This window comes from Paracoccus sp. S3-43 (assembly GCF_029027965.1).
GTDB lineage: Bacteria > Pseudomonadota > Alphaproteobacteria > Rhodobacterales > Rhodobacteraceae > Paracoccus.
The window spans coordinates 1966353-1980204 of the sequence record NZ_CP119082.1 but is presented as its reverse complement, the minus strand read 5'-3'; the positions used below and the strand labels follow the sequence as shown (position 1 = coordinate 1980204).

Genomic DNA, 13852 nt, shown 5'->3' with positions numbered 1-13852 from the left:
GCTTGAGCTTCCAACGGCTGGAGGCTGCAAGCTGAAACGAAATACTGAAAGGCTGGCAAAACATGGAGCATGATCACCAACACGCGGCGCCCGATATCCCGGCGGGGACAGAGACGGCGAAGGACCCGGTCTGCGGGATGACGGTCGCGGTCAAGACGGACGGGCGTCACGCCGCGTTCCAGGGCGAGACCTTTCATTTCTGCTCGGAGAAATGCCAGACGAAGTTCGAGGCGGATCCGTGGTTCTACGCCTCCGGCAGGGCTGCCGGGCAGAAGAAGGCTGCTCCGGCCAACGTCCAGTACACCTGTCCGATGCACCCCGAGATCGTCCGGGATGCGCCGGGTTCCTGCCCGATCTGCGGCATGGCGCTGGAGCCGATGGTTCCCTCGGACGAGCCGAGCGAGGAGTTGACCGACTTCACCCGCCGGATGTGGATTTCCGCCGCGGCGGCGGTGCCGCTCATTATCCTGACGATGGGTGAACTGGTCGCGCTGCCGGTGCGCGACTGGATCGGGCATCAGACCGCCAGCTATCTCGAATTCATGCTGGCCACGCCGATCATCCTCTGGGCCGCCTTGCCGTTCTTCCGGCGCGGCTGGGACTCGATCGTGAACCGCAGCCCCAACATGTGGACGCTGATCAGCATCGGCGTGGCGGCGGCCTATCTTTACTCGATCGTCGCGACGTTCCTGCCGGGCCTCTTTCCCGAACAGTACCGGATGGGCCACGGCGTCGGCACCTATTTTGAGGCGGCGGTGGTGATCGTCGCGCTGGTCTTCGTGGGTCAGGTGCTGGAACTACGAGCGCGCGAACGCACAGGTGACGCGATCCGCGCACTTCTGGATCTGGCGCCCAAGACGGCGCGGCGCATCCTGCCGGACGGCACCGAATACGACGCGCCGCTGGAGAACATCATGGAGGGCGACCGGCTGCGCGTGCGCCCGGGCGATGCGGTGCCTGTGGACGGGACGGTGATCGAGGGTCGGTCTTCGCTGGACGAGAGCATGCTGACCGGCGAGTCCATGCCGGTCGAAAAGGGCCCGGGCCATGCGGTGACCGGCGCCACGATCAACAAGAACGGTTCCTTGGTGATCGAGGCGGGCAAGGTCGGGTCCGACACCGTTCTGGCGCAGATCGTGGCGATGGTGTCGAACGCGCGCCGCTCGCGCGCACCGATCCAGGGTCTGGCCGACCGCGTGTCGGCGGTGTTCGTGCCAACCGTGGTCGCCATCGCCATCATAGCCTTCATAGTCTGGATGATCTTCGGGCCGGAACCCGCGCTGGTCTTTGCCATCGCCTCTGCAGTGTCCGTCCTCATCATTGCCTGCCCATGCGCGCTTGGCCTTGCGACGCCGATCTCCATCACCACGGCCGCGGGGCGCGGCGCACAGGCGGGCGTGCTGATCAAGGACGCCGAGGCGCTGGAGCGTATGGCGGGTGTCGATACGCTCATCGTCGACAAGACCGGCACGCTGACCATGGGCAAGCCGAAGCTGACGGACGTTGTGGCGCTTGGCGACACCGCCGAGACAGACCTGCTGTCGCTGGCCGCAGCTCTGGAGCGCGGCTCGGAACACCCGCTGGCTGAGGCGATCGTTGAGGGAGCCGAGGCGCAGGGTGCGCCGCGTCAGGAGGCCACGGACTTCGACGCCGTCACCGGAAAGGGCGTGCAGGGCCGCGTCGGTGGGCGCGCGGTGGCGCTCGGCAACGCGGCGATGATGCGGGAGATGGGGCTCGACACCGCGCAGGCCGAGGCAAACGCCGACACCCTGCGCACCGAGGGCAAGACGGCGATGTTCGTCGCTCTTGATGGCGCGCTCGTCGGCATCGTGGCGGTCGCCGACCCGATCAAAGACAGCACCGCGCAAGCCATCAGGGAACTTCATGCCCAGGGTCTGCGGGTCATCATGGCGACCGGCGACAACGAGCGCACGGCCCAGGCGGTGGCGGGCAAGCTCGGCATCGATGAAGTGCGTGCGGGCATCCTGCCCGAGGCAAAGAAGGACCTGATCGACCAGTTACGCCGCGACGGCCACAAGATCGCGATGGCGGGCGACGGGGTGAACGACGCGCCCGCGCTGGCCGCGGCCGATGTCGGCATCGCCATGGGCACCGGGGCCGATGTGGCGATGGAAAGCGCAGGCATCACCCTGTTGGGCGGCGACCTGATGGGCATCGTGCGGGCGCGCAAGCTCGCCCGCGCCACCCTGCGCAACATCAAGCAGAACCTGTTCTTCGCCTTCGCATACAACGCGCTTGGCGTCCCCATCGCCGCCGGGCTGCTTTACCCTGTCACCGGACTTCTGCTCTCGCCGATGATCGCCGCGGCGGCGATGAGCCTGTCGTCGGTCTCGGTGATTACCAATGCGTTGCGGCTCAGGCGGGTCGATCTCTGACCTGTCAGTCCACCCATGCAATCTCGAAAGGAAGATGAGATGAACCAAGACACTTTTTCCCGCCGCACGCTTCTGGTCGGCGCAGCTGCGCTGGTGGCTGCGTCGCCCTTGAGGGCTCTGGCGCAAGGTGCCGGACCGGCGATCCACGTGATGAAGGACCCCAACTGCGGCTGCTGCTCGGCCTGGATCGAGATCCTCGAGAACGACGGCTTCTCCGTCACGACCGAGGCGAGCGCCGGGACGCTTCTGATGCGTTACAAGCTGGACAACGGAATCCCGCAGGAGATGGCCTCCTGCCATACAGGCCGCATCGAAGGCTACATGATCGAGGGCCACGTGCCCGTTGCCGACATTCGCCGTCTGCTGGGGGAACGCCCTGACGCTATTGGCCTCGCAGTGCCGGGCATGCCCTTTGGGTCCCCCGGGATGGGGCCGGAAAGCGAGCGCGAAGCCTACGACGTGTTCCTCATCCGAGGCGATGGATCGACCGAAGTCTTCACCAGCTACGCTGCCGCGTGACTTTGAAGCTGGACATGCACCGGTTCTGATCAGGGACGAGAACACAGGCGCGCCTGCTCCCGCATAACGGCGTAGTCGCTCAGCATCTCGCCAATGACCGAACCATGCGGCAGCAGGGCCAGTTCCTCGGCCGCCCGAGCTTGGAAATCACTGCTATACTCGGGGACCGGCGGACACGCCCGGACGCCGCCAAGGTCAGAAGCGCCCGTCGCGCAGCCGCTCAGCCAGATCGTCACGAGACCGAGGGCGATGCGCCGCCGCCTCGAGCATCCTTCGTTGTGCATCATGGCTTCTCTCCGTGGTCTCGAGCTGCTCGGCCAGCCGGCCGGCGCGCTCGCCGGAACGGCGCAGGGCCAGCAGGAACAGAAGGATCGCGAACGCGGTGACGCCGTAGCGCAGCGCCGCCCGCATCCACGGACTCGCGGCGATCCCGCTGAGGAGCGCGGCGATCACCGCTGCCCCCGGCGCCAGTCGTCGAGACGCGCGTAGATCGTGACCGCGATGCCGCCGAGCGCCACGGCGATGAACACCCAGCGCAGGGTGTCGAGATACGGCACCAGCGGCAGGATGGCGGTCTGGGTCTCGGCCAGGACGCTCTGCGCCACCTCGACGCCCGCAGCACCCAACGTCGCCACGCCAGCCGCGCCACCGCCCTTCATGGTGCGGCTGTCGGCCAGCACTTCGCGCGCGGGCGGCGTCTCGGCTACGAAAGCCGTCTCCCGGACCGGGAAGCGCTCGCCCCACTGCCGTGCGGGCCCGAGATCGGCATGGATGAAGCCCGAGCGCGGGTAGAACCCGAAGCCGAGGAACCCGACCTCCCGCGCCGCGGCCTCGAACGCCACCGGGTCGTGGTTCGCCATGGCGATGTCGAAGGCGGCTCCGTCGAGATGCTTCGACCGGGTCGCGCCGCCGACGGCGCGGTTGTGCTCTGGGCTGCGGTAGGCGGAGCGAACGATCAGCGGCTTGCCCAGCCGGTCGCGTAGCGCCTGCAGCTTGTCGAGCGCGGGTTCGTTGATCAGCAGCTTGCCGGTGCCCCGGCAGGCAATCTCGGCGGGTGAGAAATTCGGCCAGCGCCAGGTGCCCTCAGGCACATCACGCCAATGGCGGTGGAAGGTCGTGGTCATGGGGTCCTCCGAAACGAAAAAAACCGCCTCAAGGGCGGGTGCGGTTGGGCTGATGAATGGGGATGGCGAGCGGCTACGGGCTGCCGCCGAAGATCTTGAGCTTGATGGCGATGCCCGCGAGCAGCGCCAGCATGACGCCGGTGGTGATCATGCGGACGGCGGTCTGCATCGCGGTGCGGCGCACCAGCCGGATGCAGTCGACGAGCGAGCGAAGATCGCGGATGTCGAGCGCGGCCTCGTCGCCGTCGAGGCCGACATCGGCCAGCGCGCGCTTCGCGCCTTCCTCCGCTGCCCGGGTCAGGATCGCCTCGAACTCGGCGTCGGGCATGCGCACGAAGCCCTCGGATCGGGGTGGTGTCATCGGATCCTCCTTCCGCCGCTCAGCCGACCTTGCAGCCCCAGAAGGACGTGTGATCGGCTGCGAAATAGCCGTCCGCGACCCGGAAATACCCCTGCAGTTCGACGGTATCTCCCGCGACCAGCGGCAGCATGGTCTGCAGCCAGATGGCGGTGGCGAGCGAGACGTGGGTGGCGGAGATTTCGCCGAGGGAGCCGCGAATTTCCGTGGAGCCGTTCAGCACGAGCCGTCCGCTCATTCGCGCGGTCGTGCTGGCGTTGATCTTGTAGAGCAGCGTCGCGCCGAAGAGGTAGGTGCCGTCGACCGGGGCGACGAAGTGGTTGTTGGCGGCGTCGAAGGCTCCCTGATCGTTGTAGTCGGTGTTGTTCAGGCCGATCTTCGTCCAGGTCCCGACGCCGACATAGTTGTCGTAGTTCGTGTACGCCTTGAAGCGCGGCAGCCGGGGCTGGTCGACGATGCCGGTGGCGTTGTCGACGCTGAGCCCGTCGAAGAACGTGCTGCCGTCGGCCGAGACCGCGAGGCGGAAGCGGTCGGAGCCGAAGAGCCCCACCAGCGCCTTGGTCACGAAGCCGGTCTGCAGCGTCAGGCCGAGATCGTCGCCAGCGTCCTCCTTGTTCATTGTGTAGAACAGATCGCCGGTGCCACCCTCGGCGACGGTCATCGCCGTCCAGAGTGCCGCGTTCAGCTTGGCCGAGAACGGGTTCGACGCATCCGCCGTGGTGCCGAGCCCCAGGAGTGTCATGTTCTGCAGCGCCGCCGGTGTGGTGCCGATCCAGGTCGCGCCGTCATAGACGAGCAGCAGGCCCTCGTCCTCGGCCCACGCCCGCCAGCCGGTGCGGGGCGGCAGACGGAGCCAGGCGCCATCGGTCCAGAGCGCGACGTTCAGATCCCAGCCGGCCCAATCGCCGGTCGCGCCCGAGCCGACGATGTAGCGGTCACCATCGGCAGGGCTGCCGGGCGGCGCGGTCAAATCCCGGTCGAGAACCGAGAGCTGGACGAGCCCGTCGAGGATCCGCAGCGCCTCGTTGTGGGTGACGTGCTTCTGGGCCTGCGCCGCCAGGATGTAGGGCAGCAGCAGATGGGTCGTGGCGTCAGACATGGGAGTCCTTCAGAACGATAGCGTGACAGTCTTCGGCGCTCCCCGCCCGACAAGGGAGGAGAGCTGGAAGATGCGGACGGTCAGTGTGTCGCCGGGGCCGAGCATTGCGCCCCAGTCGGCGGTCTGGTCGGCGGCTGCATAGAGCGCGCTGGTGGTGGTCGCGGTAAGCACCCGCTTCACGGCGGCACCGTCGAGGATCTCGACTTCGTAGGCTTCGAGTTCCTCGCCCAGCGGCACTTCGAGCGCGCCCCAGCTTTCGGCAGACAGCGCGCGGGAACGGCGCGTCCAGCGGATCGTGAGATCGCCAGGTGCGCGAGGCGTGCGCCACGGCTGCTCGACATGGGCGGCCGAGAACGGACGAAGGCCGGCCCCCTCCGGCGTGAAGCTCTGCGGGATGAAGGTTTCGTCGCTCACAGGCCGGCTTGCCGGGCCGATACGCCAGTTCCACGGAATGCCAAGGTCAGCCTCAGCAATCGGCAGAGTCGCGATGCTCCCGTCGAGTACGACGACCCGAGCACCCGCGGGCGCGGGATTGCCCATTGCGCCTTCGGTGCCGCGCTGGCCGCGCAGAAGCCGCGTCAGCCGGTAGCGGCCCGGCGCCGTGAGCTCGGCCGATCCCGCCTGTACGATCTCCCAGACGCCCGGTGCGCTCTCGATGGCGAGGGCGTTGGCGCCGCCCAACAGGGTCAGGTCGGTGACGCTCTCGAGTGTGCCCGAGAGCAGATCGACAATCAGCACGTTGCCGAGATCGAAGCGCGAGGTTGGCCCCGACCAGAAGTCAAAGGCCAGAACGCCGATACGCGCCCGTGTTCCGAAGCTCGTCAGCAGTTCGAAGCCGTCCGTTGAAGGGCTTCGGAAAACGGTCATCTGGCCCGGCCAGGGCACCGCATGTGCTGCGGCGAAGGGCCTGTGCGCAGGCTGATCCTCGGTCAGTTGCGGCAGATCGAGCAACACCACCTCTGGGGCGCCAAATACGACGGCCTTGGAGAGCGTTGCGGAGCGTGGCGCGCCGGGCGGCAGATCGTAGGCTTCCCGGTCCTGACGGAGAGCCTCGATGCTCCGTGACTCCGTGTCGGCGGTCGAGACGAGGCGCAGCGGAAGCCCACGCCCGTCATGGATGAGCGTGATGACGTCGGCCGGATCGAGCGCCAGCCGCGACGGTGGCAGTCGGAAGACGGCGCTCTCACGGCCGGTCCAGGCTTCCATGAGTGCGCGGCGGCAGCGCCGCTCGGCCTCCTCGGGCGGCACGGCGAACGGGAAGCTCTCGGAGGAGATGCGGCTCGTATCCACGGTGATGCGCCGCGCCTCAACGAGTGCGGCGTCGTAATCCTCGTCGGCGCGGGCCACCTGCCACTTCAATGCCTGCGGCAGTTCCGTCTCCTGGCCGCGCGTGAGTTCGAGCACGTCGCCCTCGCGTGCGGCGACAAGATCGTCCGGCGTCACGCTGGCGACCGCGGCCCGCCCGCGCATCAGAAAACGGATCACGCCCTGGGTCTCTACCGCGTCGAAGCCGAAGTGGCGCGACAGCGTGGTGATCGAGGCGCGCGGGCTTTCGAGCGCCGTGATGGCGTAGCCTTCGACCGCGCCCCAAAGCCCGATGACGTCGATCAGGTTCTCTGGTAACCCGGCGCGCAGGCAGAGATGGCGGACCAGCGCCGCGAGCGACACCGCCCCGAGCCGTCCGGTCAGCCAGTGGCCGAGCCGCCAGTTCGCCCCGTCTGTCCAGACGTCGGTCAGCGCCGGAAAGAATGGGTACGGCCGCGCGTCCCAGGTCCATGCGGCACATTCCGGCACATGCACCATCCGGCCGCCGTAGACCGAGGACACAGGGTTGTTCGCAGCCTCACCCCACCAGAGATACGTCGCCTCCAGATAAGCCCGCTGGATGGCATCATCCCGCCAGCCCCGCGAGAAACGCGGCGTGAAGCTCTCCGACGACTTCGGGTCGAAGAAGACGTTCGGCTGGTTCGTCCCCCGGTCGATAGCCGGGCAGCCGAGCTCGGTGAACCAGACCGGCTTCGACTCCGGCGTCCATGCCGTCGCCGTCCCGCTCTCCACGCCACCGGGGCGGTCATAGTGCGCGTTCGACCACCAGCCGCGCAGGTCCTTGTAGCGGAAGACCCACGGCTTGCTGGCCGCACCATCGGTGATCGGGGTGCGCACCTGCGCGGACCGGTCCGCCGCGCTGGCGTAGAACCAGTCGAAGCCTTCGCCGCCGACGATGTTCCCCAGCAGATAGGCCCGGTCGTAGATCGCGGGCCAGCCCTCTTGCGCGTCGAGATGCTCGAACCCGTCGCGCCAGTCCGAGAGCGGCATGTAGTTGTCGATGCCGATGAAATCGATCTCCGGATCGGCCCAGAGCGGATCGAGGTGGAAGAACACGTCGCCGGTGCCGTCGCCCGGCTGGTGCCCGAAATACTCCGACCAGTCCGCCGCGTATCCGATCTTGGTGCCGGACCCGAGGATCGAGCGGACATCCGCGAGCAGATCCCGATACGCCTGCACGGCGGGATAGGTGCTGGCGCCCGAGCGGATGGTCGTCAGCCCCGGCATCTCGGTGCCAATCAGGAAGGCATCGACCCCGCCCGCCGCCGCGCAGAGATGGGCGTAGTGGAGTACCATGCGCCGCAGGCCCCAGTCGCTGGGCGATCCGACCCAGCGAACGCTGTCGCCGGAGACCAGGAAATCGGACGGGCTGGCGTTGCCGAAGAAATCAGCCACCTGCGTTGCGGCAACAGCTGATTTGTCCACGCTCCCGGCATAACCCGCCGACGGCGAACAGGTGATCCGCCCCCGCCAGGGAAATGCAGGCTGCCCCGTCTCGGCGGCGTTGTCGGAATACGGGTTCGGCAGCGTGTTGCCGGGCGGCACGTCCATCAGGATGAACGGATAGAATGTCACCCGCAGCCCGCGCGCCTTCATCTCCTGGATCGCCTGCACCACGGCGAAGTCCGACGGCGTGCCGCCATAGACCGGGCGGTCCTGGTCGTCGCGGCTGACGAGGAAGGCATCGGCGCGGCTCACGCCATTCACCGCCCAACTGGCGGGCGTGGTGGATTTGGCCGAGACCTCGACGCCCGGCCGCACCTTGCAGGATCCCGCCCGCAGGTCGTCGCCGAACCACGCCACCACGAGGCTGACGCTCTCGACCGCGGGCGCCATCGCCTGCAGCCGGTCCAGCGCCTCCACCATATCGGTGGAGTCTGCCAGCGCGTTCAGGTTCTCGGGCACCGTCGCGCCGCCATCGGTCTTGCGGATCGCCTGCGTTGCGTAGGTGAACTCGCCCGAGGCTGGGATCATGGTGACCGCGCGGGTCAGCCCTTCGGCGGTGTCGGGATCGGCGAGCGGCCGGAACACCTCGAAGGACAGCTGCGGCAGACGGTTGCCATAGGTCGAGAGCGCCAGCTCCTCGAAGACGACATAGGCGGTGCCGCGATAGGCCGGGGTGCTGGCCGCGCCCATCCTGGCCGCGATGAACGGATCAGGGCTCTGCGTCTCGTCGCCCGGATACCAACGCCAGGTGACGCCGGAGAGGTCCATCGGCTTGCCGTCAGCCCAGATACGGCCGATACCGGTGATCGGCCCCTCGCAGAGCGCCACCGCGAATGAGGCGTAGTAGAGATACTCGGTCGTCTTGACCTTGCCGCCCCCGCCGCCCTTGCCGCCGCCCTGCGTGGTGGTCTTCGTTTCCTCGCGAAAATCGGTCGCCCAGATGATGTTGCCGCCCATGCGCATCCGGCCATAGAGCCGCGGGATGACCGCGCCTTCGGTGGCCGAGGTGATGCGCAGCGTGTCGAGCCGTGCGCCCTCGATGCGCTGGGTGGGCGCCAGCGACGAGACGATCCAGCTGTCGACGACCGAGCCGATGGTGGAGCCGATGAAGCCGCCGATGGTCGCGGCGCTGACGCCGAGGATCGCGCCGCTGATGCTGCCGCCAATGGCGGCGCCAGCGGCACCGAGAACGAGGGTGGCCATGGGTGCGTCTCAGCGTTGCGGGAACAGGAAGGCGAAGGCGATGCGCCGCCGCCAGGGGTGGGTGAGCGGTTCCTCGATCACGCCGAGCCGCTCATAGGCGTGGAGGAAGGTGCCGGGCCCTGTGAGGATCCCGACATGCTTGGCGATGGCGCGTGGCGGCATGCGGAAGAGCACCAGCGCGCCCGGACCGGCCGCCGCGGGTTCCACCTCGATCATCATGCGCCGCACGCCTTCGGCCAGAACCTCGCGCGGCCCGGTCTCGCCCCAGTCGCGGCTGTAGGCAGGGATCGGAAACGGCTCGGGGCCGACGACCTCGCGCCAGACGCCCCGGGCGAGCCCGAGGCAATCGCAGCCGACGCCGCGCAGGCTCGCCTGGTCGTGGTACGGCGTGCCGAGCCAGGACCGCGCAATGGCAATGACGCGGGTAGGATCGGCGGAGGTCACAGCACGGATCCCTCGTGCCCGCCGTCCTTGGTGGCATAGCGCAGCACGGCATCCTGGCCGGGAATGTGCGGGAAGCCGCGGAAGTTGGCGGTGTTGGCGAACTTCGCCCCGCAGGTCTCCATGCGCTTGTCGCAGCCCGCGCGGATGGTAAAGGCGTCACCCTCGATGATGGCCCGCACAGGCGCCTCGAGCAGGGTCAGGATCGCCACGCCGTCCGTGACGTCATGGCCGAGCACCTCCGTCCGACGCCCCGCGTTCGCGCCGCTGGTCCAGTCCAGCGTGCCGAAGGTGAACCAGCCGGACGTGAATGTGCCCAGCCCCGAGGCGGTGAAGGCCCGGTCGCGCAAAATGTCAATCACCGCGCCCGTGCCCTTGAAGGCCGTATCCTCCAGATCGACGCCGCAGCGCGCGTCCCCGAGTCCGGCATCGCAGGTCGCCTGGAATGTCCGCCCGACCGTCTGGCCCAGCATATGAGCGAGCGAGCGGACCTCGGCGACGAAAGCGAGCCGCCCGCGCCGGATCTGACCGATGGCCCCGCGGCGCATCAGCACGCGTTGGCTCGTGTCGGCCCAGTTCACCCGCCAGACCTCGACCTCCGCGTTGTCCCAGCGGCCGTCGAGAATGTCGGTCTCGGTGATGCGGTCAGAGGTCAGCACGCCCTCGGCGTCCTGCGCATCGACGGACAGGTCCGAGCCCGACCGAACCTCGGACGCCGTGAGCCCGCTCTCCGGCTCGAAGTCCGTGCCGTCGAAGCTCAGCGTTCGGTCGTGATCGGTGAAGCCGAAGGTGACGCCATCGGCGCGGCTGATCCGCCAGCACCAGGCGAGCGTGGTCGTGCCGTCGTCGAGATGGGCCTGCAGGGCGGGAACGAGGGTCTTCATCGGCGCAGTTCCAGAAGCGGAATGGAGGTGATCGAGCCGAGCCGCTCGAGGTCGAGCGTCACGTCGAGCGCGTCGGTGTCGAAGCGGACGGGCACGTCGAAGGCATAGCCCGCGGTGACCGAGACACCCTCGGCGGGCGCACTGTCGAAAGTCACGACGCCGGTCGTCGTGTCAGCAGTCCAGCCGCCGAGCTGCTCCGCGCCGTTGAGGGCGACGCGCACCGTGCCCGCGACGGGCTTGGTGATCGTCCGCACCCATGTCTGGCTACCCGAGGCGTAGCGCTTCACCAGCTGGAAGGCGGTCGTCGTACCGTCGCCGGTGCCGATCGCCTGGTCGGTGGGCGACTGTGTGCCGGATGGCAGGCATGACTTGTGGTCGCCCCAGTCCTTGAAGCGGAAGCCGTGGAGCCGACCGTTGCGCGCTTCGAAGAAGGCAACCACCGCCGCCAGATCGTCGGCGCGGCGAATCCCATAGGCGACGTCGTAGCGGCGGCGCGAATTGGCCCAGCTGGCGTTCCTCTCCTCGTCGCCCGAGGCGAGCTCGACGATCTGTGTGCGTCTTTCTGGCCCGCCGCGCGCGCCGCGACTGATGTTGTCAGGAAACCGGACCTCGTGAAACGCCATCACATGCCCCTCCGCCCGAGCGACACGGCGCGGGCGATGTCGGCCGCGACCTGCGTCCGGGACTGCCGGAAGCTCTCGGCGTCGCGGGCCATGATGGTGACGTTGACGCCGCCGCCCGCGCCGTAGCTCTGCGCCTCACGCCGCGACAGCACCCGCTCGCCGCGCTGCAGGATTGCGGGCACCTCGTCGTGGCGTAGCCCCGCCATGCCGCCGCCATGCATCCGGGGCGCAGCGGCGAAGGCCATGGCCGGGACCATGCGCGAGGGCCCTGCCGATCCGACCATCCCGCCCGCATGCAGGACGTTGGCGAAGATCCCACCCGCCCCGGAGAACACGCCGGAGAGCGCATTGGCGATCGGCCCAAGGATGAAACGCCGCGCCGCGAGCTGGGCAAGGTCGGCGATCATCGACGTGACCATGTCGCGGAAGTCGAGCTTGCCGGTCTTCACGAAGTTGCCCACGGCCGTCTCGGCCGACTGGAAGGCGCCGACGAGGCTCTGGCCGATATCGCCGCCGATGTCGCGGGCCTTGCTGGCGTAGTCCGACAGCGCGGCGGTGACCGCCCGCCAGCCGGTGACGGCAGCCTCGGTCGCGGGCTCTGCCGCAGCGGCAGCAACCCTGGCCGCTGCGCCTGCACCCGTGGCGGCGCGGCCGGCTTCCCCAAGCGCCGTCTCCAGCCGCTCGGCCACACCGGTGGCCTCGGTCAGCGCATCGGCACTGGCCTCGTCGGTGCCTCGCACAGCGTCGCGCAGCGCCTGCCAGCTTTCGACGGGCGCGCGGGCCCCTTCGGCCAGATCCCGCGCGGCACCGCGATAGAGGTTCGCGGACTCGAGCGCGCGGTTCGCCGCATCGGTCAGACCAAGGTCGGGTGCGGTGAGCGGGTTGTCCTCGAAGGCCCGGTCGAACGCCGTCTGCGCGGCGGTGGTCGCGGCTGTCGCCGCACCCTCGAAGCGGTTCTCGATCTCGCCGAGGTCGAGGTCGGGCACCAGCGAGATGCGCCGCTCCGACCCGAGCGCTTCCAGCCCCTGATTGATCCCGCCGATGAAGCCGTTGATGCGCGAGACCACGCCGTTCAGCATCGCCTCGACGCCGTCGACCAGGCTGTTGGCCGCCTGGAACGCCAGATCACCGATGGCCGCCGGCAGCAGGCCCCAAATCGCCTTGATCGCCTCGTAGGCGCCTTCGAAGGTGTTCGCGGCCGTGTTGCCGAACGCCACTACGCTCTCGATGGCGCTCTGCATGCCCGAGGCCGCCTCCGCCTTCAGGTCGAAGAACATCGCCGTCGCGGCCGCACCCGCCGCAGCGGCGCCCATGCGGATCCGCTCCCAGACCTCGACGGCGAGGTCCTTCAGGAGCGACATCGCCTCGCCGAACCCACCCGCACCGGAGACGAGCCGGGTGAACTGATAGACGAGCTCGCCCGCGCCGACGATCAGCGCCCCGATGCCGGTGCGGATGAGCGCCCCGCGCAGGACGACGAGCGCCGTGGCGAGGCCACGGACGGAGAGCGCCGCGGCGGCCATGCCGGCGACCCAGCGTCCCGCGAGGAAGGCGGCGAAGGTCACGGCATAGGTGGTCAGGCGGCCGATGTTGTCGAAAAGCCCGCGGATCGCGATGCCGAGAGGGCCGGTGCGGCTGGCGACCGTCGCCATGGCATCGGCGACGGCTTCCAGCGCAGGTGCCGCGGCGACGGCCAGCTGGTTCGACAGCCCGCGCCAGATCAGCCCGAGCCGGGAGATCGCATCGTTCGTCCGCTCGATCTGGTCGGCGTCCTGCTCGGAGACGACCACCCCGAAGGCAAGCACGTCCTCCGTCGCCTGGCGCAGCGTCGCCGTGTCGATCCGCGACATGGCGATGGAGCCCTCTTCGCCGAAAAGCTGTCCCGCGACGGCCGCGCGCTCGGCGGCAGGCACGAAGCTCTCGATTGCTGCGTTGATGGCGCCGACGCGCTGATCCAGCGGCAGCGCGATCAGCTCGTTGGCCGAGAGCCCCAGCCGGTCCAGCGCATCGGCAGCAGGGCCGGTCCCGGCGGCCGCCTGGCTGAGGCGGCGCGTCAGATCCTTTGTCGCCTGCTCGATGCCGGACATCGACACGCCCGCCAGCTCGCCCGCGCGCTCCAGCGTCTGGATCGAGGCGACGGTGGTGCCGAGGGACTGGGCGAGCTTCGCCTGCGCATCGACGGTCTGCAGACCGGACCGGATCATCGCCACGCCCGCGGCTGCAGCAGCGGCCACGGCGGCGGTCGCCGCGACCCGGACCCGCCGCGAGAAGGCCGCGAGCCCGGCGTTCGCGGCTTCCATCTCCCGGCTCAGCCGTCCGAAGCCGCGCGATCCGGCCTCGCCCACGCCTTCGAGTTCGGCGCGCACCTGCCGTCCGCCCACGGCCGCGAGGCGGACGCTGACGCGTTTCTCGGCCATCGGTCAGACTCCTTGC

11 protein-coding genes are annotated in these 13852 nt (G+C 68.9%); 2 read left to right on the top strand and 9 right to left on the bottom strand.

Annotated elements, in window-relative coordinates; genetic code table 11:
• Positions 1 to 62 precede the first annotated feature (62 nt).
• Together PXD02_RS10345 and PXD02_RS10340 are read left to right on the top strand one after the other, a co-directional pair.
• Positions 63 to 2396, top strand: a complete 2334-nt coding sequence (locus PXD02_RS10345; RefSeq protein WP_203318347.1) for a heavy metal translocating P-type ATPase — start codon at positions 63 to 65, stop codon at positions 2394 to 2396.
• 39 nt (positions 2397 to 2435) lie between these two features.
• Complete coding sequence (locus tag PXD02_RS10340; protein ID WP_275103813.1) at positions 2436 to 2915, top strand: DUF411 domain-containing protein; 480 nt, start codon at positions 2436 to 2438, stop codon at positions 2913 to 2915.
• Between the two features lie 195 nt (positions 2916 to 3110).
• On the opposite strand, the gene PXD02_RS10330 is transcribed toward PXD02_RS10340, so the two are convergent.
• The 9 genes from PXD02_RS10330 to PXD02_RS10290 all read right to left on the bottom strand — a co-directional run bounded on the left by PXD02_RS10330 (position 3111) and on the right by PXD02_RS10290 (position 13836).
• Positions 3111 to 3368 carry a hypothetical protein gene (locus tag PXD02_RS10330; RefSeq protein WP_203318349.1) on the bottom strand — a complete coding sequence of 86 codons (258 nt, stop codon included), beginning with the start codon at positions 3366 to 3368 and terminating at the stop codon, positions 3111 to 3113.
• Complete coding sequence (locus PXD02_RS10325) at positions 3365 to 4039, bottom strand: YcbK family protein (RefSeq protein ID WP_275103812.1); 675 nt, start codon at positions 4037 to 4039, stop codon at positions 3365 to 3367. Before PXD02_RS10325 ends, PXD02_RS10330 begins: the two co-directional genes overlap by 4 nt.
• Positions 4040 to 4112: 73 nt before the next feature.
• Complete coding sequence (locus PXD02_RS10320) at positions 4113 to 4400, bottom strand: DUF6127 family protein (protein ID WP_085378178.1); 288 nt, start codon at positions 4398 to 4400, stop codon at positions 4113 to 4115.
• A gap of 19 nt (positions 4401 to 4419) precedes the next feature.
• Positions 4420 to 5496 carry a DUF2793 domain-containing protein gene (locus tag PXD02_RS10315; protein WP_275103811.1) on the bottom strand — a complete coding sequence of 359 codons (1077 nt, stop codon included), beginning with the start codon at positions 5494 to 5496 and terminating at the stop codon, positions 4420 to 4422.
• 9 nt (positions 5497 to 5505) lie between these two features.
• The gene (locus PXD02_RS10310) at positions 5506 to 9471 is read right to left on the bottom strand and encodes a baseplate multidomain protein megatron (protein WP_275103810.1); all 3966 of its coding nucleotides are present in this window, start codon (positions 9469 to 9471) and stop codon (positions 5506 to 5508) included.
• Positions 9472 to 9480: 9 nt separating this feature from the next.
• On the bottom strand, positions 9481 to 9915 hold the full coding sequence (locus PXD02_RS10305; protein WP_275103809.1) for an NlpC/P60 family protein: 435 nt from the start codon (positions 9913 to 9915) through the stop codon (positions 9481 to 9483).
• Positions 9912 to 10796 (bottom strand): DUF2163 domain-containing protein, encoded by an 885-nt coding sequence (locus tag PXD02_RS10300; protein ID WP_275103808.1) that lies wholly within the window; start codon positions 10794 to 10796, stop codon positions 9912 to 9914. Before PXD02_RS10300 ends, PXD02_RS10305 begins: the two co-directional genes overlap by 4 nt.
• Entirely contained in the window at positions 10793 to 11419 is a 627-nt protein-coding gene (locus PXD02_RS10295; protein WP_275103807.1) for a DUF2460 domain-containing protein, read from the bottom strand. Before PXD02_RS10295 ends, PXD02_RS10300 begins: the two co-directional genes overlap by 4 nt.
• Positions 11419 to 13836, bottom strand: coding sequence for a phage tail tape measure C-terminal domain-containing protein (locus PXD02_RS10290; protein WP_275103806.1), 2418 nt, complete (start codon positions 13834 to 13836; stop codon positions 11419 to 11421). The genes PXD02_RS10295 and PXD02_RS10290 overlap by 1 nt, the downstream gene beginning before the upstream one ends.
• Positions 13837 to 13852: the final 16 nt, after the last annotated feature.